Raw genomic sequence first — 22,848 nt, forward strand, 5'->3', positions numbered from 1 at the left:
GTCACTGATTCGGGACTCGCAATACGGTTCGGAACACCCTAAATGGCCAACCCGGGTCCGAAGAGACCCCTTGGAACAAAAATCAGAACAGCGGCATTGACCGGTAACAGACAGGGCTAAGGCATAAGACTATGATGGATCAGCAGAATCTCGGGACGATACGGCCCGCTTCGGCCGATCCTGCTGCCATTGCGCTGGCCAAAGCCCTCGGACAGTGGCCGAAACCGACCGGTTTCAGGCGTCCCAGCCCCAAAAAGACCTACGACACCGCGCCCGCGACGGTCGAGGCGCTCGCCAAGGAGCTTGGCCTGCGGCTCGGCGACCAGAATGAGCTGACCATCCGCCGCATCAAGCGCGGCAAGGGCTATTCCTTCGTCCGTCCCAACGGCGCGCACATCCGCGACGCCCGCACCATCCGCCGGCTGCATTCCATGGCGGTGCCGCCGGCCTATCGCGAGGTGCGCTACTCGGCCGATCCGAGCTCGCATCTTCAGGCCGTGGGCCGGGATGCGGCGGGCCGGCTGCAATATCGCTATCACGCCGATTGGGAGAAGGTCCGCGAGCATCGCAAGGCGCATCGCCTGGAGAAGCTCGTCGGCGCGCTGCCAAAGATCCGGCGCAAGGTTTCGGCGTTCCTGTCGGGCGACGAGCCGACGCGTGAATTCGCGCTCTCGGCCGTGATCGAGCTGATCGCGCGCACCGCGATCCGCCCCGGCAACGAATCCTACGCCCGCCTCAACGGCACGCGCGGCGCGACCACGCTCTTGAAGTCCAACGTCACGCTGGAAGACGATTGCTTCGTGCTGACCTTCAAGGCCAAGGGCGGCAAGGCGGTACGCAAGGAGTGCGACGCGGCCAAGCTCGTGCGCGCCATCGGTATTCTGCAGGGCGTCCCCGGCAAGCGCATGTTCCAGTATCGCGATGCCTACGGCATCGTGCGCGCTGTCAGCACCACGCAGGTGAATGCGTTCCTGCGCGAGATCGCCGGCATCAAGATCTCGCTGAAGGATTTTCGTACGCTGATGGCCTCGGCCGTCGTCGTGGAATCGCTGTCGCGGATCACGCCGGCGACCAGCCAGCGCGGCCGCAAGAAGCAGGTGCTCGACGCGATCCGCGCCGCCGCCGACAAGCTCTCGAACACGCCGGCGATCTGCCGCAAGAGCTATGTCCACGACACCATCGTCACCGCCTTCGAGGACGGAATCCTCGAACGTTTTGCGGCGACCATGAAGGGCCAGCGCTCGCAGGCAAGGCGCGAGCAACTGCTGGCGCAGGTCGTCGCGACCGCGGCGGTGTAACGGGCCAAGGCAGCGCCGGAGGATGGGCAAAGGCGCTTAGCGCCGTGCCCACCTCTCCAACCGCAGGATGGTGGGCGCGCGACGCTCTGCCGACCCCACAGAGCTACGGCTTGGTCGAGACGCCGTTATCGGGACCAGCATCGCCGCCCGCGGCTGCGATCGTCAGCCGACCCAGATAATGCCCCCACCCCGTCGCGTGCGCCGCGGCCTGCGCTTCGCTCGGCAGGCCGCTATGGGTCATGCGCAGCAGCGTGCCGCCATCGCGTTCGATCAGGTCGATCTCGATCAGGCTGGAGCCCGGCGGCACTTCCTGGCCGCCCTCCCAGCCGAACGTGTAGGCCAGACGGTGCACCGGCACGACCTCGCGGAAAGCACCGCGGGCGACGCCGCCGCGCGGGCCGACGCCCCTCAGCAGATAGAGCCCGCCGGGATGCGGCTCCGTGGTCGCGTCGGATCCCATCCAGCTCAAGATCTTTTCGGGGTCGGTCAGGTAAGCGAAAACGGTCGCGCGTGGCGCTGCGATATGGGTCTCGCGTCGCACGATGAACGGTTCAGTCATGGGCCATCATCCCTTCGCTGACATCACGACATGGCGGCGCCCGGGCGGCCCGTCAAGGATTGCCCGTGACAAACCCGGCCCGCCTTCGTCATGATCGGACCATGCAGCTCTCGCCGACGCTCGCCTGGCTTGTCGATGTCGCCTCGGACAGTGCCGGGGCCGACCGCCTGCTCGCGGAACTCGGCGCTCATCTGATGGCCGACGGCGTGCCGCTCGCGGCGGGCGCCCTGACGCTGGAAGTGCCGCATCCGCTGATCGCGAAGCGAACTTGGCTGTGGCGTGCCGACAGCGGCCAGGTGATCGAAGCGCTCGGCTTCGCGCCGGGCGGGCTCGCACCGGATCCGCCGAACGATGCCGGTCGCCGCTGGTTACGCGACATCGCGCGCGGCGAGGTGCACGAAGACGCCGTCGGACGGCCCGACGGCCCGCTGCTCGGCTGGATCGGGCCGCGGCCGTTCACCGCAGATGAAATCGGGCAATTGCGTCAGGCCGCGCGTTTTGCTGCAACGCCCCTCGCCGTGCTCGCCGCGCGCGCCACGTTGCGGGCGACGCTGGATGCCTATCTCGGCAAGCGCAGCGCCGAGCGGGTGCTGGCGGCACCCCTGCGGCGCGATCTCGGCGAGACCATTCAGGCCGCGCTGCTCTATGCGGATTTGCGCAATTTCACGACGTTGTCGGACACCTCACCGCCTGGAGAGGTCATTGCCGCGCTCGACGCCTGGTTCGATCGCATCGCCGGCGCCGTTCACGCTTTCGGCGGCGAGGTGCTGAAATTCATCGGCGACGGCGTGCTGGCGATCTTTCCTGTGGTCGAGGCGTCGCCGCGACGGGCCTGCGAGGCCGCTTTGCGTGCGGCAGGTGCCGCCGAGGCCGGGATGGCCTATCTCAACGCCGAGCGCGGCGCCAAGGGCCTGCCGCCGCTGGCATTCGGTGCCGCGCTGCATCTCGGTGAGATGCTCTGGGGCAATATCGGCGCGGCCAATCGGCTCGATTTCACCGCGATCGGTCCCGCCGTCAATCTTGCCAGCCGCCTCGAGGGATTGTGCAAGGCGTTGGGAAGAACCGTGCTGGTATCGGGCGCGCTCGCCGCCGAGACGGACATGCCGCTGGTCGCGCTCGGATCGCATTCGCTGCGCGGCATCGCCGCGCCGTGCGAGGTGTTCGCTTTGCCGTGAGGTGAGAGACTACATCCCGCCCATCTTGCAGACGAGCTTCCACTCCTCCGCCGTCACCGGCTGCACCGAGAGGCGCGAATACTTCACCAGCGCCATGTCGGCGAGCTTCTTGTCGGCCTTGATCGCGGCCATCGTCACCGGAGTCTTCAAGGGCTTGTCGGCCTTGATGTCGACGCAGACGAATTTTTCGGTCTTGTCGGTCGGATCCGGATAGGCTTCCTTGATGATCTCCGCGATGCCGACGATCTCCTTGCCTTCGTTGGAATGATAGAAGAACGCCTTGTCGCCCTTCTTCATGGCGACGAGGTGCTGGCGCGCGGTGTAGTTGCGCACGCCGGTCCAGGCCTCGCCCTTGGCGCCCTTCGCCACCTGCTGGTCCCAGGACCACACCGACGGTTCGGATTTCACCAGCCAGTACGCCATATCTATTCCTCTGACTTGAAGGGGCGCGTCAGCAGCCCCGAGATCGCGGCGTCGATCGTGCTCCGGCCGCTCAGGATCGACGCGACCGCTTCTGATACCGGCATCTCGATGTTTTGCGAAGCTGCGAGTTCGACCAGCACCGGCGCAGTGAATTCGCCCTCGGCAAGCTTGCCGGCGGGCGGCTGCTCGCCGCGGCCGAGTGCGAGTCCGAGGGCGAAGTTGCGTGATTGCGGGCTCGAGCAGGTCAGAATGAGATCACCGAGGCCGGACAGGCCCGTCAGCGTCTCGCCGCGCGCGCCGAGCGCGCGACCGAGACGCGTCAGCTCGGCAAAGCCACGCGTCGTCAGCGCGGCCTGGGCGGAGGCGCCGAGCTTGCGCCCGACCGCGATCCCGACCGCAATCGCCAGCACGTTCTTGGCAGCGCCGCCGATCTCGACGCCGCGAATGTCGGTGGAGTGGTAAGGACGGAATGTCGGCGAGCCCAACGCTTGCACGAGCGCGCTCGCCAACGTCTCGTCGCCTGCCGCCAACGTCACCGCCGTCGGCAGACCGCGCGCGACGTCGTCGGCAAAGCTCGGGCCCGACAGGATAGCCGGCAGCGCGCTCGGCGCGGCTTCCGCGATCACGTCGGTCATGAATTTGTGGGTGCCGTGCTCGATGCCCTTGGCGCAGGCAATGACCGGTGCCGGTCGTACCAGATGCGACGCCAGCATGTTGACGGCGCCGCGGACATGCTGCGCCGGCGCTGCGATCAGCAGCATGTCCGCGCGCGACGCCTCGGCGAGATCGCTCGTGACAATGATCTCGGGCGGGATTCGGACGCCGGGCAGCCGCGGGTTGTCGCGCGTCGAGGCGATCCGCGCGGCATGTTCGGCATTACGTGCCCACAGCGTCACGGCGCGCCCCGCCCGCGCGGCCACGGTCGCCAGCGCCGTGCCCCAGGCACCCGCGCCGATCACCGCGACGGATTTGAACGCAGACATTTTAATATCCCGCCCGCGTCTTGCCGTAGCCTGCCGGCGCCGTTGCGTTGGCATCGAGCAGCCAGCGCGCCCGCGGTTGTGCATCCATCGTGTCGGTCATGCCGAGCGCGAGGCGCTCGGCGCCAGCCCAGGCGATCATCGCGCCGTTGTCGGTGCAGAGCTCGGGCGGCGGCATGATCAATTGTGTCCCGGCCTGCTTTGCGACGTCGTCGAGGGCGCCGCGGATCGCCTGATTGGCGGCGACGCCGCCGGCGGCGACGAGGGCGCGGGGCGCGCCGAACCGCTCGCGGAAGAGTTTTAGGCCGACACTCAACCGGTCCGCCGTCGATTCGAGCACGGCAGCCTGGAAGCTCGCGCAGAGATCGCTGATGTCCTGCGGTGTGATCTCGGCGAGCCGGCTCGCCTCGGTGCGCACCGCCGTCTTCAATCCCGACAGCGAGAAATTGGCGTCGGGTCTGCCCTGCATCGGACGCGGAAGAGCGAAGCGAGCGGCGTCGCCGCTTGCGGCCGCGCGCTCGACCTGCGGCCCGCCGGGATAAGGCAGGCCCAGCATCTTCGCGACCTTGTCGAAGGCCTCGCCGATCGCGTCGTCGACGGTGGTGCCGAGCCGCACATATTGTCCGACGCCGGTGACCGCGACGATCTGGGTGTGGCCGCCGGAGGCGAGAAACAGGCAATAGGGAAATTCGATTGCATCGGTGAGGCGCGGCGTCAGCGCATGCGCCTCCAGATGGTTCACTGCGACCAGCGGCGTGTCGTGCACCATCGCGATCGCCTTCGCGGTGGTGAGTCCGACGATGACGCCGCCGATCAGGCCCGGCCCCGCGGCGGCCGCGACACCGCCGAGCTGGCTGAAGCCGATTCCGGCCTCGCGCATGGCGCGATCGACGATACCGTCGAGCAGGTCGACATGGGCACGGGCGGCGATCTCCGGCACCACGCCGCCGAAGCGGGCGTGCTCCTCGATCTGCGACCGCACGATATTGGACAGGATCTTGCCGCTGCCGTCGGACGCGCGCTCGATCACGGCCGCGGCGGTCTCGTCGCAGGTGGTTTCGATGCCGAGTACCAGCATTGGCGAATTGTTATCCAATTTGCGCCCTTGCGCTCATCCGTAAAGCAGAGTTCTGGTACGTCCGGTAGCATTCCGGGGCCGGATAGCGCAATCGGTCATGCGTCACCGCCAATTGGTTCGGGAACACCAGCGATGTCCATTCTTGTCACACGGCCGCATCCCGACAATGAAGCGACGGCGGAAAGTCTGCGCGCGCGCGGGCACGAGGTGCTGCTTGCGCCGGCGCTCAAGTTCGAGCCGGTCGCCTTTCACGACGAAGGTGAAGCTCCCTACGGTGCCATCCTCGTCACGTCGGCCAACGCGATCCGTGCCGTCGCGCCACAATTGCGGGACCCTGGTCTCCTGGAGCTGCCGCTGTTCGCGGTCGGCGAACATACGGCCGCTGCGGCGCGCGACGCCGGCTTTGTCCGGGTGATCGTCGCCGGTGGCGATGCCGCCTCCTTGCGCGACAAGGTGATGCAGAGCGCCCGCGACAAGGTGCTGAAGAAAAAGAGCACGCTGCTGTATCTCGCGGGCGCGGATCTGTCGCGCGACCTCGGCGGCGAGCTCGACGCGGAGGGCTTTTCCGTGGTCACGCAGACGACCTATCGGATGATTCCGGTCAAGCATCTGCCCCGCGCGGTCTGCGAGGGCTTTGCCGCTCACGGGGTCGAGGCGGTGCTGCACTACTCCCGGCGCAGCGCCCGGGCGTTCCTGGATGCGGCCAGGGACGAAGGCGTCGAAATCTCGGCGCTCGCCATACCACATTGCTGCTTGTCCGCGACGGTCGCGAGCGTGCTGCGCGACGCTGGCGCGTCACAGGTCCTGGTGGCGGAGACGCCGGATGAAAACGCCCTGTTTGGCACCTTGGAGCGTGCTTTGCGCACCCGTTTGGCGTAAGAGGTCGGGTCCGAATCCGACGCAATCTGATCTACCCAGGTATGGAAGTGTGAGGAACCGTCACGATGGCCGACGACAAGCCTGAAGACGCAGGATTGGCGCCCGACAGCGGTCGTGCCAAGCGCATTCCGCCCACCATTGATCTTGAAGCCACCGAAGTCTCGACCCAGCCACAGGAGACGGCGGTTGAGCCGGAGGCCGCGCCGGCGCCGGAACAGGCTGCGCCCGAGCAGGCAAATTCCGACAAGGTTGACGCAGAGCCGGAGCCCGTCGAAGCGCAGGCTCCCGTGTCGTCGGTTTCGCCCTGGGTCATTGCGCCGCTCTCCGGCGCTGTCGCAGCAACGGTGGTCATCGCGGTCGGCTGGATGCTGGGTTGGCCCGCCGTGCAGGCACCGCCGGCGGCGCCGCAAGTCACCACGGCGACGGTCGATGCGCTGAGCGGCCGTGTTGCGGCGGTCGAAGCCAGGGCCGGCAAGCCTGTCCCCGATCCGGCTATGGCGGCGCGGATCGACGCGCTGGAGAAGTCCGCAAACAGCTTGCGCAGCGACGTCGCCAATCTACGTACGCAGTTCGACAAGACCGCGAACGCGCTGAACGACACGAAGTCGAGCCCCGCCGCGGCCGCGCCCGATCTTGCCGCGCTCAACGAGCGCATCGCGCAGCTCGAGCGCGCCAGCAAGACGGAGCGGGCCGAGCTCGCGCAACAGGGCGAGAAGATCGCCGATGCAAAAGCCAGGGATGACAAGCCGCTGCGCTTCGTGGTGGCCGCGGCGCTGCTCGACGTCGCCGTTCGCCATGGCGATCCCTACCAGTCGCAGCTGTCCGCGGCGCGCACGCTTGCCGCCAAGCCTGACATGCTCAAGCCGCTCGACACGTTTGCATCGTCGGGCATCCCGACGCCGGTCGCGCTGAGCCGCGAGCTGCTCACCATCGTGCCGAAACTGTCGCCGCCGGCGGAAGCCCCGGCCGCGAGTGCCGGCATCGTCGAGCGCCTTCAGGCAGGCGCGTCAAAACTGGTCCGCATCGAACGCACTGACGGCGTGGGCAACGACCGTGGCGCGATCGTGGCACGCGTCACGGCGGCCGCGCTGCGCAATGATTTCGTGGAAGCGCGGCGCGAGCTCAAGGCGCTGCCCGAGGCCGATCGCGCACCGGCACAGGCCTGGCTCGACAAGGCCGATGCCCGCGACGCCGCGCTCGCCGCCTCACGCAAATTCGCCGACGATGCGATGGCGGATCTCGCCAAATCTGCTCAATAAAGGTTCGCGCAACAATCAGCGCGTATAGGGATCGTCATGCTTCGCATCGTCCTCTTCCTCGTCCTGATTGCGCTGGCGGCGGCCGGCGCGGCCTGGGTTGCCGACCAGCCCGGCGAAGTGGTCTTGACCTGGGGCCCCTGGCGCGCCTCGCCGACCATTCCAGCGTTCGTGCTGCTTCTCGGCGTCTTCGCCGTCGCGGTCGTCCTGCTCTGGAGCATCCTGACGACGATTTGGCGTATGCCGGGGCGTCTGCGGCGGCGCCGCCACGACAAGCGCCACGCGAAGGGCCGCCACGCCATCACGCACGGCCTGCTCGCGATCGGCCATGGCGACACCGCGCTGGCCCGCCGTCACGCCGAGGCTGCGCGGCGGCACGCGCCGAACGATCCGCTTGCGCTGCTGCTGCACGCGCAGTCGGCGCAGCTCGAAGGCAATCGCGATGAGGCGCAGCGCGCCTTCCGCGCCATGGCCGAGCGCGAGGACACGCGGCTGCTCGGGCTGCGCGGCCTGTTCATCGAGGCGCAGCGTGCCGACGATGCGGTCGGCGCGGTGATGATCGCGGAGGAAGCGATCAAGCTGTCGCCGTCCTCGACCTGGGCCTCGCATGCGGTGCTCGGCTTCCGCTGCGCGCGCGGCGATTGGAGCGGCGCGCTCGCGATCCTCGATTCGAATTTGTCCGCAGGCCTGATCGACAAGCCGGCCTATCGCCGCCAGCGCGGCGTGCTGCTCACGGCGCGCGCGCTGGAATTGGAAACCATGGACCGCGACGTCGCGCGCGAGAGCGTGATGGAAGCGATCAAGCTCGCGCCGACCCTGGTGCCGGCTGCGGTGCTCGCCGCGAAATTCGAGAGCGAGGCGCATCAGGTGCGCCGCGCTATGAAGCTGGTCGAGGCCGCTTGGCTCGCCAATCCGCACCCCGATCTCGCCGATGCTTACGCCCATGTGAAGCTCGGTGATTCCGCGCGCCAGCGCCTGCAGCGGGTCGAGACGCTCGCGGCCAAGACGCCCGCCGACAAGTCAGGCCATGTCGAGGGCCAGCTCGCGATCGCGCGTGCCGCGATCGACGCCTCCGAATTCGCCCGCGCACGCGAGGTGCTGGCGCCCTACGTCAATGACCCGACCCAGCGCGTTGCGCTGCTGATGGCCGAGATCGAGCGCGCCGAACACGGCGATAGCGGCCGCGCCCGCGCCTGGACCTTGCGCGCGGTGCGCGCCCGTCACGATCCCGCCTGGACTGCGGACGGTTACGTCAGCGACCGCTGGCGCCCGGTCTCCCCGGTCACCGGCCGGCTCGATGCGTTCCAGTGGCAGACGCCGGTCGCCAGCCTGCCCTCGGACAAAGGCACCACGATCGAATCCTCGGCCTTCGAGGAGGCCATGCTGGCGGCCCCGCCGCCGAAGCGCGTGACGGTGGCTCCCAGCGAAAGCCCGGCGGAACCGGCAGCAGTCGAGCCCGAGCCAGCCCCCGTGCCGGCCGCCCAGGACAATTCGCCTCCGAACGCCAAAGAAGAGCCGGCCGCAGTGGCCGCCGCCGAACCGGTCCAGCCGGCTCCCGAGCCCGCCGAATCATCGCCGCCGGCGGCGACACCGGTGTTCCGGACCCGCGCCGATCTCGGCAAACCCGCGCCGGCGCCGATTCCCGCGGTCGTCCCGATCGTCCGGGCTCCCGACGATCCCGGGATCGACGACGAGGGTCCGAGCGATGAATTTACGGAACAAATCGGCACGCCCAAGGCCCAGGCCGGCGGCTGGCGCGGATTCTGGTCCCGCTGGGGCGCGTGAGCCGCATTTCGAAGCCGGCTTGTCCTTGCCAATTCGGGCCATGCCCGATATCAGGAGCGCGCGTATCGGGGCCGGCATCGCCCGGGCCCCGGCAGGGTTCGCCGCAATAGCTCAGTCGGTAGAGCACGTCATTCGTAATGACGGGGTCGGGGGTTCGAATCCCTCTTGCGGCACCAGCGCCTCGGTTCATCCCGGTCCTTCCAACCAGCGCCAGCGCTTTGCTCCTTGAGGCCGGCCCGCGCGTTGCGCTCCGCCCTCGTGTCACTACGATGCGTGGGGACGGAAATGCGCGCAACGGGGCAAGTGGTGGGTACCGAGACGACGGCCAGGACGAATTGGATTGCATGGCTGCGGATCTTCGGCTTCGTCAGTCTCACCGCCGGCATCACCGCCATCGTCGCCGCGAGATCGCTCGATACCTCGCAGCTGCGCGGGCGGTTGTCCGTTCCCCCGCTTTATGACGACGTCTCCTATTTCCTGGATGCCATCAGGTGGATGAATGCGGTCGGTGACCGGAGCATCGCCGCAAGTAGCTGGACTCTGCTTCACGACCACGCGCCGTTTTCGACGATGGTGGCGATCACGGGATTTGCGCTGTTTCCCGGCAGCTTCATCGGGCCTTATCTCGTCCACGCCGTATTGGTCTTTGCATTTCTGCTCGGGATCGTCTGGCTGGCGTGGCGGCGGCCGGTGCTCGAGATCGCGGCGTGCCTGATCGCGGTCGCTTGCGTCCCGGTGCTGTGGCACACGGTGACCGAGGCGCGACCGGATCTGCCGTCGGGTCTTGCCATTGGCCTTGCTGCCGGGGCGATCGTTCACCGCGGCGTGCTCGATCGGAGCGCACGTGCCCTGGCCGGTCTCGGCATTGCCTGCGCACTGGCCGTCAGCATCAAGCCGACCGCGTTCTTTGCCACGCTCGCTCTGCTCGGCAGTTCATTTGCGATCCGGCTGTTCGTCGATTGCCTGGAGGCGGGCGGATTGCGCATCTCGATCCGCAAGGCGCTCGCTGCGCTGCTGTGGTTCGTGCTGCCGCTGCTTGCGACAACGGCCCTCTTGATCGGGCCTGCACTGGTCGAGACCGTCACCTACATCCTTCACGTTTTCGTCGGTCAGCGCGACCTCTGGACGACAGGCGAAAGTTTCTCGGCCGGTTTGCTGCGCTTCTCGATCGGCGGAGAAGGTCAGTTCGGCCTGCATTACTGGTTCGCCATCGGGACGGGCCTGATGCTGCTGCGTCTGGTGCTGGCGGTCATCTGCGGAAGCGCCGCGCTGCGCGACGCCGTCGTTCTGCTCGCGGCTGTGCTGATCGCCTATGCCATTCCCTCCGTCGCGGCGATCAAGACCTATTATTTCGGCGCGATGTTCTATGGCGTGTTCATCGTCGCGATGGTGCTCAACGGCTGCGCCAGCATGGCGCTCATTGAAGAGCTGCTCATCCGTTTCGGCCTCCGCAACGACATCCGCCGCTACCTTCTCACCGCCTGTCGGGTGCTGGCGCTCGCCTTTGTTCTTCAGCTCTTTCTCAGGCACGTCGTCATCGGTCAGATCAGCACGGCGACACCGCTCAGCGCGCAGCAGCAGGAGAGCATCCGCCGCGCGACCGGACGGCTCTGGTCGCTGCTGCGCGAGATCAAGCCGCAAGCGCCCGGCCCGCTCTATGTCGGCTTCTCCAGCCCTTATCCGGTGACGTCGGCGGCCATCCAGCTCTACGCGGCGCAGGCGAAGATGAATCTCGTCGTACGCGACGAGCTGTATTTCCGGAGCGCGCAGGAAACGGGCGATGCATTGTTGAAGTCGGAGATTCTCGTGCTCTCGAGCTCGATCCAGCACACGCTGGTCGGGCCGCGCGTCGGCGATGAGCTCATCGCCCGCATGGACGCGGAGAAGGGCGTTTGCCTGCTCGACAGCAAGAGCTTTCCGGACGTGACTCTGCGGGTGTATCGGCGCGGGTGTTGAGCGCAGCCGGCCGGTTCGAAATTGTACCGCGATTGTGTGAGGCCAATCACTTAACCCCACGCGCATCCCCCGTAATGTCCCGGTCACGCCAACACGGGGAGACTTTCACATGCGCAAGATCATTCTGGTTGCCGCCATGGTCCTGACCGCCGCATCCGCCCAGGCGGACGGCTCCCGCAGCCTGTCGCTGTCAGCGTCAGGCGCTCAGGCACCGGCTCCGCTGACCACGCCGACGTCGGCGACTACGGCACAAGTGAGCGAGCCAGCGCCGGCCACCGAGGCGCCGAAATATTCCGACCGTCCGCCGGCCGTGTCGCTCTCCGCGCCACCGGCCACCACGGCCGCACCTGCGGCGGCCGCGCCTGCCACCGCCGCGGCGCCCGCCGCGACGGCCAAGCCCGCCACCAGGAAGACCGCAAGGGCGGACAAGCCGAAGCCCAAGCGCAGCTGGACCGAGCGCCGCATCATCAGCGAGCTGCACCGCCACGGCATCTATTGGTAAGCTGCCTGCCCAAAGCAAATGGCCGGGCAAAAGCCCGGCCATGCGCATTCCCGCCTTGGTGGTCGCGTTTACTGCGAGACCGTCTGCACCACGCTCGAGATCGGACGCGTATTCGTGCTCGCGGTCGGCACCTTCATGTCCTTCATGATCGCTTCGTCATATTCCGGCAGCGTCTGCAGCGGCGCCTTGGCCTTCATCTGCACGACCTTGTAGCCGCCGGCCTTCAGCCGCGCGAGCAGCGTCGGCAGGGCGATGCCGGTGTTCTTCTGGAAATCGTGCATCAGAACGATGCCCTTGCCGAGCTTGTCCAGCCGCGTCATCACCGTCTCGACGATCTTCTCCGGCGTGGCGCCCTTGCGGAAGTCGAAGGAGTCCACGTCGGTCGAGAACATCGCGACGTTGCGGGTGCCGAAATAGCTCACGATCGCCGGATTATGCTGAAGCTGCGGGAAGCGGAAGAACGGCGCAGGGTTGGCACCGAGCGCGAATTTCACCGCGCTGATGCCCTTCTCGACCTCGTCCTTGGCCATCTGCTCGGTCATCTTCTTGCCGTTCAGATTGACGTGCGACCAGGTGTGCGTGCCGACCGTATGGCCCTGGGCCAGCACCTGGCGCAGGATTTCCGGATGATAGGTCGCGTGCTTGCCGACCGAGAAGAACAGGCCCTTGGTGCATTCATCCGCGAGCGCCTTCAGCACATTCGGCGTGTTCACGGGCCAGGGACCGTCGTCGAAGGTCAGCACGACCTCCTTCTCGGTGAGGAAGTCGAACTGCTTGAAATGATCGAAGCCGAAGCCGGGGCCGCCGGTGGTGTCGATCTCGACAACGCGGGAGACGCCCAGCGCATTCGGATTGGCGCAGGCCTGCTTCGGCTGCACCGGCATGACGGGAGCGGGCGCAGGCGCCTGGGCCATCGCCGCCGGCTTGGCCGCAACCGTCGCGGTGGTCTCGACGTCATCCCTGGCGGCGAGCTTCGCCGGCGCCGGCAACGGATCGGCAGCACGGGCGGCAATTGTCTTGGGAGCGCCCTGATCGGCGCGCGCGGAATAATAAAACCAACCGCCGGCGGCGATCACGACCGCCGCAACTACACTGGCCAGCATCAGGCCCAACGCATTACGCATCGCTACTCTTTCCAATTACGCAACCAAACCTGCGGAATTTCCCGCGCGACGAGCCATTAATGCGAAGTAACAGTTAACGTGACACCAACACGACGGCGGTTGTGGAGGAATTTCAGGGCGGTGCGCCAATGTGACTGAGATCACAATCGAGGCGGGCCGCGTGACTGTCATCACAGTGGAAACTGTTTTGCTGGAGCATCGTAGTTCCCATCAACAACGGGCGCCGTTGCGACGGCGCCAATGGGAGCCTCAAATGACCAAGTCTTCTGACACCAAGTCCTCTGACACCAGGTCCTTTAGCACCACGTCTCTGAACACCAGGTCGTTGACCAGCAGGATCCGCGACACAAGCCTGGCTCTGGGCTTTGCCGCCATCGTCTCTCTGATCTCGACGACCTCGAGCTTCGCCTTCTCGGCCGAGGCGCAGCAGATGTGCACCGGCGATGCCTTCCGCCTGTGCTCGTCGGAAATCCCCAACATCCCGAAGATCACGGCATGCATGATGAAGCATCGCTCGGACCTGAGCGCCGGCTGCCGCGCGGTGATGGACAAGGATCTCGCCAAGGGCGCCTCGCGCAAGGTCGCTGACGCCCAGGACAGTCAGTAACAGCGCACGACCACATCGTCGTGTGATCAGCTCCCTTCGCGATGTGCCCCGGCGTCAAGCCGGGGCCACGCGGCGGCGCGGCTCCTGCTCGCAATAAAGCGTTGCAGGTGTGGGATCATCGCACTAGCTTCCCCGCACGTCCTTCCGGGCAAGAGGCATTACGCGATGACCAGATTTCTTTTCGTTATTTCTCTGCTCCTGTGCGCATCGAGCGCCTCCGCCCAACAGCAGCCCGGCCATGATGCCTGCGCGCGCGATGTCTCGCGCTTCTGCCGTGCCGTGATGAACAATGGCGATGGCGCCGTGCTCGCCTGCCTGAAGCAGAACCGCACGAAGCTGAGCAAAGGCTGCGACAAGGTGCTGACCGAGCACGGGCAGTGATGGTCATTCCGGGCTCGCGCCTGACGGCGCCCCCCGGAATGACGACGTCTACGTGCTGCTTCCCGCTGCGGTCGCGACCACCGGCAGCACCTCGGCGCTGGCGCGGTCCGGCGTGTCTTCCTTCCAGCGCACCGAACCGAACGGGCGCTCCAGCATGCGGCGGATCCGCACCGGCTCGGGGCCGATGTGGAAGGCGATCGCCTCCTGGTGCAGCGCGCGTTCGCTCTGGGTCGAGCGGTTGCGCTGGCGCAGATAGTCGAACCAGGTCGGACAGTGGTAGCGCTCCGTCCACAATTCAGGATCGGCGATGTCGCGGGCGATCGACCAGCCATAGGCGCCGTTGCGCTGGCGGGAGAGCTGCACGTCCTGCATCACGTTGTGGAAGGCGCGCGCGTTGTCCTGCGCGACGCGATATTCGATCTCGACCACCAGCGGGCCGCTGCGCCCGGTCAGGGACAGCTTCACCTCGGGGTCGGCGAGCACGTCGGCATCCTCGTTGCGGGCACCGACGCGCGGCATCGTCAGCCAAAGCCCGAGCAGCGGCGAGATCAGCATCAGGCCAGCCGCGGTCAGCAGCGCGACCTCGACACCGGCATAGTCGGTGAGATGGCCCCAGCCCCAGGCGCCGATGGCGATGCCGCCGGAAATCGAGGCCTGGAACGCCGCGAGCGAGCGGCCGGCGACCCAGCGCGGCGCCGAAAGCTGCACGCCGATATTGAACAGTGCAATCGCAGCCATCCAGACCGCGCCGGCCAGCACCAGCGCCGCCGCCGTCAGCACCGGCTCCGTACTGAGGGCGAGCGCAGCCATCGCGAACGCCATCGAGATGGTGCAGGCGCGGATCGCGGCCTCGCCGCTCATGCGCTTGCGCAATTCGTGGATGTTCAGCGCGCCGATCACGGCGCCCATGCCGAAGGCGCCGAGCATGATGCCGTAGGTCTGCGCGCCGCCATGCAGGAGGTCGCGCGCGACCAGCGGCATCAGCGCCATGATGGCGCCGCCGATCAGGCCCATCACCAGCGTGCGCAACAGCACGATCTTGATCGGCGGCGAATTGGTGATGTAGCGGAAGCCCGACACCATGGCCCGGTTGAGCTTTTCGCGCGGCAGCCGGGAGGGCTCGGTGCTGCGCCGCCAGAGCAGTAGCACCACCAGCAGCGGCAGATAAAGGATCGCGTTGCAGGCGAAGGCCGCGACAGCGCCGAGGGCGGCGACGATGACGCCGCCGACCGCGGGACCGAAGCTGCGCGCGATGTTGTAGCTGATGCCGTTCAGCGCGACGGCCGAAGGCAGCGCATCGGGCGGCACCTGCTCGCTGACCGAAGATTGCCATGCCGGGCCGAACAGCGCGTTGCCGCTGCCGACCACGAAGCAGAAGGCCAGAAGCAATTCGGGGCTGATCAGGTTGAGGCCGGCCAGCACGGTGAGCGCGCTTGCGCCGATCAAAGCAATCATCAACGAGACCAGCGTGACGATGCGGCGGTCATACATGTCGGCGATGGCGCCGGCCGGCATCGAGATCAGCATGATCGGCAGCATCAGGGCGGTCTGCACCAGCGCAACCTGGTCGGCCGATGCCGCCATCTGCGTCATCGCCCAGGCCGCGCCCACGCCCTGGATCAGCAGGCCGAGATTGGAGAGCAGGCTGGCGAGCCAGATGCGCCGGAACACGGTGTAGCGCAACGGCGCGGTGATGCCGTCGGCGGCCATTTTCTGACGGTTTGGCTGCTCGGTCATATCCCCTTCCATATGGGCTGGCAGAACGGGTTTCGGGCGATTCCGGCAATTTCTTTGATGCCTGCGAAAGTCCTTCGCTGTCCAGTGGTTAGGCCGCTATAAGCGGTGCAAAGAGGCGGTTTGCCGGGGAGGAACAGATGAAGCTGTCACGACGGACGATCGTGCTGGGGGCTGGCAGCTTGCCCTTCGCAACTGCGAGCTTGCGGACCGGGGCATTCGCCCAGGCCGCGCCGGCTACGCCGGGCAATGAGGTGCCGCCGATCCTGTTCGTGCACGGCAATGGCGACTACGACGCGCTCTGGATGACCACGCTGTGGCGGATGGAATCCAACGGCGTCGCGCGCGATCGCATGATGGCGATCAATTTCACCGATCCCAATGCGCGTACCGACGACAAGGTCGAGCAGGCGAACCGCTCCTCCACCGAGGACCAGCGCCGCGAGCTCACGGCTGCCATCGCCGAGCTGAAGCGCCGGACCGGCGCGGCGCGGGTCGCACTGGTCGGCAGCTCGCGCGGCGGCAATGCGATCCGCAACGTCATCAAGAACGGCGGTGTCGCCGATGTCAGCCACGCCGTTTTGTGCGGCACGCCCAATCACGGCGTGTTCGCAACCGACGATCAGCAGAACAACGAGTTCAACGGCCGCGGCCCATTTCTGCGCGGCCTGAACGAGGGCGAGAGCGAGGTGACGCCGGGCGTCGCCTTCCTGACGCTGCGCAGCGACGGCATGGACAAATACGCCCAGGCCGATGGCCGTTTCATCGGCAAGCCCGGCACGCCGACCGGCGTCACCAATGAAGGGCCGGAGCTGAAGGGCGCAACCAACCTCGTGCTCGGTGCGCTCGACCATCGCGAGGTGGCGTTCCACCCGAGGGCGTTCCGCGAGATCTACAAGTTCATTGCCGGCCGCGAGCCCGCGCGCATCGCGATCCTGCCGGAAGCCAATGTGAAGTTGGGCGGCTTGGTCACGGGTACGCCCGGCGGCGTGTCGACCAACCGTCCGGTCGCGGGTGCAACCGTCGATGTCTTCCGCGTCGATCCTGATACCGGTGAGCGCAAGGACGGCGCAGTGTACAGCGCGCAGACCGGCGCCGACGGTCGCTGGGGCCCCGCGCCGGTCGATCCCTCCTGGTCGCTCGAAATCGTGCTGACGTCGCCTGGCGCGCCGATCACGCACATCTATCGCTCGCCGTTCCCGCGCTCGTCCGACGTCGTCCATTTGCGCGCCGCACGGCCGCTCGGGCCGGCCGACAAGGACGCCGGCGCGGTCGTCATCATGTCGCGGCCGCGCGGCTATTTCGGCCTGCCGCGGGACGTGGTTCTATTCGACGGAAAGCAGCCGGCCGACGTCAAGCCGGGCGTGCCGACGGATTCGGCGGCAACATTGCGGCTTGCGGCCGGCGAGGTTGGACGTAACATCGTGGCTCAATTCGGCGAAGAGCGGATTGTGGCGCGGGCCTGGCCCGCTTCCGAGAACAGGATTGCGATTGCCGAGCTGACTTATTAGCTGTTGCCTGCGTCACATCAGCGGGAGAGAGCCATGAATATCGCCAGCGTGCGTCGGCCCATCATCCCTCCGGCTCCCCCGCGTGCGCCCGACGACATGTCGTTCTTCGGCCGGCTTGCCGTGATCCGGCAGAACATGATCGCGACCTGGGGACAGCGCGCCTATGAGGAAGACGTCATCAAGGGCCGCTTCTTCCTCCGCAACAGCTTCATCCTGAACCAGCCGGACGCGATCCGGCATGTCCTGCTGACCAACTACGAGAACTATACGCGCACGCCGGCGGGCATTCGCATGCTGCGTCCCGTGCTGGGTGACGGCCTTCTGATCGCGGAAGGCCATTCCTGGACGTTCCAGCGCCGCACCCTCGCGCCGGCCTTCACGCCGCGCGCCACTGCCAATCTCGTTCCGCACATGACGGCGGTGCTCGACGAGACCATCGCCAAGCTGGATGCGCGCACGGGCGAAGACCTCGACCTGCGCGAGATCATGCAGCGCATGACGCTGGAGATCGCCGGGCGCACGATGTTCTCGTTCGGCACGGACCGGCATGGCGCGACCTTGCGCAATTTCATCATGGAATATGCCGCGCGGTTGGGGCGCCCATATCTTCTCGACATGGTGCTGCCGGTGTCGTGGCCGAGCCCGATGGATTTTGCCCGCGCCCGTTTCCGCCAGCGCTGGACCGAGTTCGTCGCCATGCTGATCGCCGAGCGGCGCGGGGCCGGCAAGAAGGACGGCGCGCCGCCGCGGGACCTGTTCGATCTCATGGACGCGGCGCGCGATCCTGAAACCGGCAAGGGCTTTTCCGACGAGCAGCTCGTCGACGAGGTCGCGACCATGATCCTTGCGGGTCACGAGACCACGGCGACGGCGCTGTTCTGGGCGCTCTATCTGCTCGCGCTCGATCCGGACACGCAGGAGGAGATTGCCTCCGAAGCGCGCGGCGAGCATCTCGACAGCATCGCCGACATTGACCGGCAGAAATTCACCCGCGCGGTGATCGATGAGACCATGCGGCTCTATCCGCCGGCGTTCCTGGTCGCGCGTGCCGCGCGCGAGAAGGACAATGCGGCCGGAATCGAGATCGGCAAGGGCGACATCATCATGATCGCGCCCTGGCTGCTGCACCGGCACGAGAAGCTGTGGGATCAGCCGAACGCGTTCATTCCAAAGCGCTTCATGTCGGCGGAGGCGCCCGACCGCTTCGCTTATCTGCCGTTCGGCGCGGGTCCGCGCGTCTGCATCGGCGCACCGTTCGCGCAAGCCGAATCCGTGCTGGCGCTGGCCCGGCTGATCGGTGCGTTCCGTGTCGAACTCGCCGATCAGGCCGATCCCGTGATCCCGCTCGGCGTGGTCACGACCCAGCCGGACCATTCGCCCATGTTCCGCATCACGCGTCGGTGACGGGTCTCTCGTCTGGCCGATGGCGTGGTCCACCCTAGATAGAGTCTCGCCATGAGCGACATCCAGGCCCAGTTCTCCGTTCTGAAGCAGACCGCCGACGCGAAGGTGGTCGATGCGATCGTGCACCTCATCGAGGATGGCGAGGATCACGAGCTCAACCGCGTCAATGTCCTCGATTTCTCGACGGCGCACGGCCTCGACGAAGAGCACGCGATCTCCGCCTTCCTGCATTCGGCGCGGCTCGGGCTGTTCGATCTCGGTTGGAACGTGCTGTGCCCGGGGTGCGGCGGCGTGCTCGGCGCGCACTCGACGCTCAAGGCGCTCAAGCCCGACGACTATCATTGCGCCCTCTGCGCCTGCGGTTACAAGGCCTCCGTCGACGACCAAGTCGAGGTCTCCTTCACGGTGAACCCGCGTGTCCGCCGAATCGCGGCCCATGACCCCGATACGCTTCCGGTCTGGGACTATTTCAAGCAGGTGTTCTGGAGCTCCGGCGTCGACTTCAACAAGGAATCCTTCGCGGCGCTGGCCAACGAAGTGACGCTCGATACGATGGAGCTGCCGGCGGGCGAGAAGGCGACCATGTCGCTGCAGCTGCCCAATGACTTCGTCATCATCTTCGAGCCGGTGACGCACGCCGCTCATTTCATCGACGTGCAGGGCGAGCCGACCAGGGACCGTCAGCAGCTCGCCATCATGTACAACAAGGTGCAGGCCCCGACCGGGACCACGACCATGCGGCCCGGTCCGCTGCGGCTGTCGCTGGAGAACCAGGCCGGCGTGCGCGTGCTGCCGTCGGTGTTCATCGCGGCCGAGGCGCTTCACCACCTCATCGGCAAGCGCAAGCCGTTCCTCACCGCCAAGCGGATGCTGTCGAACCAGACCTTCCGCGATGTGTTCAAGGCGGACAATCTCAGTCTCGATCAGCGGCTCCAGATCACCTCGCTCACCTTCCTGTTCACAGATCTGAAGGGCTCGACCGCGCTCTATGAGCGGGTCGGCGATCTCGCCGCCTTCGACCTCGTGCGCGCGCATTTTCATGCGCTGCTCGAGATCATCTCCTCCGAGAAGGGCGCGGTTGTGAAGACCATCGGCGATGCCGTGATGGCGACCTTCGTCAGACCCGAGCACGCCATCGTCGCAGGCTTGCGGATGCGCGCGGCCATGGATGAGCTCAACAAGCAGCGCGGCACCGACGATCTCATCGTCAAGATCGGCATCCATGAAGGCCCGTGCCTCGCGGTGATGCTCAACGAGCGGCAGGATTATTTCGGCCAGACCGTCAATATCGCCGCCCGCGTGCAGAGCCTGTCGACCGCGCAGGAGATCCACATCACCGGCCCGGTGCTGGACGCGCCCGCGGTTGCCGAGGTGCTGAAGCAGCGCGAAATCACGCCGATCCAGAAACAGGCGGCGCTGCGCGGCATCGCGGACAAGATGGTGGTGTACGAGATTCCTTGAGCTTTGGATCGTCATTCCGGATTCGCGCTTTACGCGCCCCGGAATGCCAGCGCCCATATTGCCGAAACGTAATCCGGCGCGCGGAACTGACGCACGTTGCGCCGGTTGAGTTTCCTGCTCATATAATGCTGTTAACAGCCGCGCTCCCCGCGGCGGCATCGATTTCGGTAGGACCTTATGCTCGACGGCCTGCGCCAATTCATCGCCGACATTGTCGCTCCCCACGACCAGAGCCGCAGCTTCGGCGACAGCGATTATCGGCTGGCGGCCACGGCGCTGCTGGTCCATGTGGTCTCGCTGGACGGCCAGCCGACGGCCGCCGAGCGGCGCAAGCTGCACAGCCTGATCGAAAGCCATTTTGGGCTCGATCACGGCACGGCGGATCGCCTGATCGCGGACGCCACCGAGGTCGAGGGCGAGGCGGTGGACCTCTATCACTTCACCAGTGTGATCATGCGCTCGCTCGACGAAGAGGGTCGCAAGCGCATCGTCCGGATGATGTGGGAGCTGGTCTATGCCGACGGCCAGGTCAGCGAGTTCGAGGACAACGTCGTCTGGCGCGCCTCCGATCTGCTCGGGATTTCCCAGCGCGAGCGGATCGAATTGAAGCATTTCGTTGCGGAGCGCGTCGGCGGTCAGGTGAAGAATGGCGCCGTCGGCGGCTGACCCGTCCCGCCCGGCGGATGGCGTGGCCTGCGAGCCACATGACGAAACTTTAATGTAATCGCCGGCCGTCCCCGTTCTGGCGGATTCGCCAGCAAATCCCTGTCCTTCCTGCCCCCCTGTCGCCCGCTCAAGCCGCCATTCCGCCAACGCCGCTTGCCTGTCGCGCACGGCTTATGCTCTCGTTCAGCCATTGCGGGGCCAAAGACTTCAATTCAAGAGACTTCGATCGTGATTGAGCGGGTAACGTTGATCACCGGTGCCTCGGCGGGCATAGGCACGGAGCTGGCGCGCGTATTTGCCGCCAACGGACATCGCCTGGCATTGACGGCGCGGCGCGCGGATCGATTGGAGGCGCTCGCGAGCGAACTCGTTGCCAAGGGCGGCAAGAAGCCGATCGTGATCGCCTGCGATCTCGAGGTCCCGGATGCCGGAGAGAAGATCGCTGCAAGGCTCGCCGCCGAAGGCGTCGAGCTCGATCACCTCGTCAACAATGCCGGCTTCGGCGTGTTCGGCGATGCCATCGAGCGCGATCGCGATACGCAGATCGGGATCGTCGATGTCAACGTGCGGGCCCTGACGGATTTGTCGCTGCGCTTTGCCGATCAGCTCATCAGGAACAAGGGTGGTCTGCTCAATGTCGGGTCGGTCGCGGGCTTTTTGCCCGGCCCCGGCATGGCCGTCTATTATGCCTCCAAGGCCTACGTAATATCCTTCACCGAAGCGCTGCGCGCGGAGCTCGCGCCGCGCGGCGTTCGCGTCACCGTGCTTTGCCCGGGCCCCGTGCCCACCGAATTCCAGGCGCGCGCCGGTGTCGGGTCGCAGCACGATACGGCCCTGCTCAATGTGTCTGCAGCCGATGTCGCGCAGGAGGCCTATCGTGGCCTGATGGCCAATAAACGGGCAGTGCTGCCCGGTCTGGGCATCAAGATCGTGCCGTTTGCGCTGCGCTTCTTCCCGCGGGGCTTCATCCTGGCCGCCACCAGTCGGTTCCAGAGGCAGAGGCGCTGAGAGCCCCCAGTGTCCGTATTGGCCCGGAGCTTGCTTCCTCTTGGGTGTGTGCGCGAACTCACACGAAATTAACGATCGCTTAGTTATGCTGGCGGTCTGAACCAATAGCTTTCGCAAGGGCAATGTCGTTCCGGACGGACAGGTTTGGTGGCGCAGAGGTGGTGCCCTTCCCGCGAAGGGCGCCTGGCGCGGCTGCCTCTGATTCGGCGAGCGGCCTGCCGGTTCTCATTATCCTGCATCAGGAATCCTCGACCCCGGGCCGCGTCGGCAATGCGTTCCGCGCGCTGGGCCATCGCCTCGACATCCGCCGTCCCCGCTTCGGCGATCCCCTGCCCGAGACGCTCGATCAGCACGCCGGCGCCGTGGTTTTCGGCGGTCCGATGAGCGCCAATGATTCCGACGATTACATTCGCCGCGAGATCGACTGGATCGAAATTCCGCTGCGCGAGCAGCGGCCGTTCCTCGGCATCTGCCTTGGAGCCCAGATGCTCGCGATGCAGCTCGGGGCGCGCGTCGCGCCGCATGCCGATGGGCTGACCCAGATCGGCTATTACCCGATCCGCCCCACAGCCGCGGGTCACGCGCTCTGCCCGGCCTGGCCGGCGCAGGTCTATCACTGGCATCGCGAGGGATTCGAGCTGCCTGTCGGCGCCGAGCTGCTGGCGGAAGGCGATGATTTTCCGGTGCAGGCGTTCCGCGCCGGCAATGCCTTCGGCGTGCAGTTTCATCCCGATGTGACCTACGCAATGATGCATCGCTGGACCACGCGGGGCTATGACGGCTTCAGCGCGCCCGGTGCGCGGCAGCGACATCATCATTTCGCGGATCGTGCCGTGTACGATGCCGCAGAGCGCGCCTGGCTCGACCATTTCATCGACGGCTGGCTGGCGCGCCGGCCCGTGCTGGCGCAAGCCGCCGAGTAACCCGCGCCTTGCCGCGAGTTCTTGGCGCGAGTTCTTGGCGCAAGTCCTTGGCGCAGGTCCTTGGCGCAAGTCGCTGCCTCCATCCTTGATATGCTAGGCTCTCCGCCAACGCGCGCGCACCAATGCGTGCCGGCGAAC

The 22,848-nt window shown here is 66.6% G+C and carries 21 protein-coding genes and 1 tRNA gene; 16 read left to right on the forward strand and 6 right to left on the reverse strand.

Annotated features, from left to right (window positions below; all coding sequences use genetic code 11):
• Positions 1 to 131 precede the first annotated feature (131 nt).
• Entirely contained in the window at positions 132 to 1,298 is a 1,167-nt protein-coding gene (locus XH83_RS01380) for a DNA topoisomerase IB (protein ID WP_194405326.1), read from the forward strand.
• A gap of 103 nt (positions 1,299 to 1,401) precedes the next feature.
• On the opposite strand, the gene XH83_RS01385 is transcribed toward XH83_RS01380, so the two are convergent.
• Entirely contained in the window at positions 1,402 to 1,857 is a 456-nt protein-coding gene (locus tag XH83_RS01385) for an SRPBCC domain-containing protein (RefSeq protein ID WP_194405327.1), read from the reverse strand.
• Positions 1,858 to 1,958: 101 nt separating this feature from the next.
• Here XH83_RS01385 and XH83_RS01390 point away from each other — a divergent pair, with 101 nt between their 5' ends.
• The gene (locus tag XH83_RS01390) at positions 1,959 to 3,032 is read left to right on the forward strand and encodes an adenylate/guanylate cyclase domain-containing protein (protein WP_194405328.1); all 1,074 of its coding nucleotides are present in this window, start codon (positions 1,959 to 1,961) and stop codon (positions 3,030 to 3,032) included.
• Positions 3,033 to 3,041: 9 nt separating this feature from the next.
• On the opposite strand, the gene XH83_RS01395 is transcribed toward XH83_RS01390, so the two are convergent.
• From XH83_RS01395 to tsaD, 3 genes are read right to left on the reverse strand one after another with little or no spacing between them, the layout of a single operon-like run.
• Positions 3,042 to 3,455 carry an EVE domain-containing protein gene (locus XH83_RS01395; RefSeq protein ID WP_194405329.1) on the reverse strand — a complete coding sequence of 138 codons (414 nt, stop codon included), beginning with the start codon at positions 3,453 to 3,455 and terminating at the stop codon, positions 3,042 to 3,044.
• A gap of 2 nt (positions 3,456 to 3,457) precedes the next feature.
• Positions 3,458 to 4,438, reverse strand: a complete 981-nt coding sequence (locus XH83_RS01400) for an NAD(P)H-dependent glycerol-3-phosphate dehydrogenase (protein ID WP_194405330.1) — start codon at positions 4,436 to 4,438, stop codon at positions 3,458 to 3,460.
• Position 4,439: 1 nt separating this feature from the next.
• Positions 4,440 to 5,513: a tRNA (adenosine(37)-N6)-threonylcarbamoyltransferase complex transferase subunit TsaD gene (gene tsaD / locus XH83_RS01405; RefSeq protein ID WP_194405331.1), complete on the reverse strand. Its 1,074-nt coding sequence runs from the start codon at positions 5,511 to 5,513 to the stop codon at positions 4,440 to 4,442.
• A gap of 132 nt (positions 5,514 to 5,645) precedes the next feature.
• Between tsaD and XH83_RS01410 the strand changes: the two genes are divergently transcribed.
• The 6 genes from XH83_RS01410 to XH83_RS01435 all read left to right on the forward strand — a co-directional run bounded on the left by XH83_RS01410 (position 5,646) and on the right by XH83_RS01435 (position 11,891).
• A complete protein-coding gene (locus XH83_RS01410) occupies positions 5,646 to 6,392 on the forward strand; it encodes a uroporphyrinogen-III synthase (RefSeq protein ID WP_194405332.1) in 747 nt (248 codons plus the stop codon).
• A 65-nt stretch (positions 6,393 to 6,457) separates the two neighbouring features.
• Complete coding sequence (locus XH83_RS01415) at positions 6,458 to 7,651, forward strand: COG4223 family protein (RefSeq protein ID WP_194405333.1); 1,194 nt, start codon at positions 6,458 to 6,460, stop codon at positions 7,649 to 7,651.
• Positions 7,652 to 7,687: 36 nt separating this feature from the next.
• A complete protein-coding gene (locus XH83_RS01420; protein ID WP_194405334.1) occupies positions 7,688 to 9,433 on the forward strand; it encodes a heme biosynthesis protein HemY in 1,746 nt (581 codons plus the stop codon).
• Between the two features lie 100 nt (positions 9,434 to 9,533).
• Positions 9,534 to 9,609 (forward strand) — tRNA-Thr (locus XH83_RS01425).
• 109 nt (positions 9,610 to 9,718) lie between these two features.
• Positions 9,719 to 11,389, forward strand: a complete 1,671-nt coding sequence (locus XH83_RS01430; protein ID WP_194405335.1) for a glycosyltransferase family 39 protein — start codon at positions 9,719 to 9,721, stop codon at positions 11,387 to 11,389.
• 109 nt (positions 11,390 to 11,498) lie between these two features.
• Positions 11,499 to 11,891, forward strand: a complete 393-nt coding sequence (locus XH83_RS01435; RefSeq protein WP_194405336.1) for a hypothetical protein — start codon at positions 11,499 to 11,501, stop codon at positions 11,889 to 11,891.
• 68 nt (positions 11,892 to 11,959) lie between these two features.
• On the opposite strand, the gene XH83_RS01440 is transcribed toward XH83_RS01435, so the two are convergent.
• Entirely contained in the window at positions 11,960 to 13,015 is a 1,056-nt protein-coding gene (locus tag XH83_RS01440) for a polysaccharide deacetylase family protein (protein WP_194405337.1), read from the reverse strand.
• A gap of 253 nt (positions 13,016 to 13,268) precedes the next feature.
• On the opposite strand from XH83_RS01440, the gene XH83_RS01445 reads away from it, so the two are divergent.
• Together XH83_RS01445 and XH83_RS01450 are read left to right on the forward strand one after the other, a co-directional pair.
• Complete coding sequence (locus tag XH83_RS01445) at positions 13,269 to 13,622, forward strand: hypothetical protein (RefSeq protein ID WP_194405338.1); 354 nt, start codon at positions 13,269 to 13,271, stop codon at positions 13,620 to 13,622.
• A gap of 165 nt (positions 13,623 to 13,787) precedes the next feature.
• Entirely contained in the window at positions 13,788 to 14,003 is a 216-nt protein-coding gene (locus XH83_RS01450; RefSeq protein ID WP_194405339.1) for a cysteine rich repeat-containing protein, read from the forward strand.
• 48 nt (positions 14,004 to 14,051) lie between these two features.
• Here the strand turns inward: XH83_RS01450 and XH83_RS01455 are convergent, their stop codons facing one another.
• Positions 14,052 to 15,740 (reverse strand): MFS transporter, encoded by a 1,689-nt coding sequence (locus XH83_RS01455; protein WP_194405340.1) that lies wholly within the window; start codon positions 15,738 to 15,740, stop codon positions 14,052 to 14,054.
• 137 nt (positions 15,741 to 15,877) lie between these two features.
• Between XH83_RS01455 and XH83_RS01460 the strand changes: the two genes are divergently transcribed.
• From XH83_RS01460 to XH83_RS01485, 6 genes are all read left to right on the forward strand, one after another.
• Positions 15,878 to 17,248, forward strand: coding sequence for a hydrolase (locus XH83_RS01460; protein WP_194405341.1), 1,371 nt, complete (start codon positions 15,878 to 15,880; stop codon positions 17,246 to 17,248).
• Between the two features lie 33 nt (positions 17,249 to 17,281).
• Positions 17,282 to 18,652 (forward strand): cytochrome P450, encoded by a 1,371-nt coding sequence (locus XH83_RS01465; RefSeq protein WP_194405342.1) that lies wholly within the window; start codon positions 17,282 to 17,284, stop codon positions 18,650 to 18,652.
• A 51-nt stretch (positions 18,653 to 18,703) separates the two neighbouring features.
• The gene (locus XH83_RS01470; RefSeq protein WP_194405343.1) at positions 18,704 to 20,113 is read left to right on the forward strand and encodes an adenylate/guanylate cyclase domain-containing protein; all 1,410 of its coding nucleotides are present in this window, start codon (positions 18,704 to 18,706) and stop codon (positions 20,111 to 20,113) included.
• A 177-nt stretch (positions 20,114 to 20,290) separates the two neighbouring features.
• On the forward strand, positions 20,291 to 20,779 hold the full coding sequence (locus XH83_RS01475) for a TerB family tellurite resistance protein (RefSeq protein ID WP_194405344.1): 489 nt from the start codon (positions 20,291 to 20,293) through the stop codon (positions 20,777 to 20,779).
• Positions 20,780 to 21,007: 228 nt separating this feature from the next.
• Positions 21,008 to 21,787 carry an SDR family oxidoreductase gene (locus tag XH83_RS01480; protein ID WP_194408126.1) on the forward strand — a complete coding sequence of 260 codons (780 nt, stop codon included), beginning with the start codon at positions 21,008 to 21,010 and terminating at the stop codon, positions 21,785 to 21,787.
• Positions 21,788 to 21,909: 122 nt separating this feature from the next.
• Positions 21,910 to 22,710: a glutamine amidotransferase gene (locus XH83_RS01485; RefSeq protein WP_194405345.1), complete on the forward strand. Its 801-nt coding sequence runs from the start codon at positions 21,910 to 21,912 to the stop codon at positions 22,708 to 22,710.
• Positions 22,711 to 22,848: the final 138 nt, after the last annotated feature.

The sequence above is a fragment of the Bradyrhizobium sp. CCBAU 53351 genome, from assembly GCF_015291745.1.
In the GTDB taxonomy this organism is placed as follows: domain Bacteria; phylum Pseudomonadota; class Alphaproteobacteria; order Rhizobiales; family Xanthobacteraceae; genus Bradyrhizobium.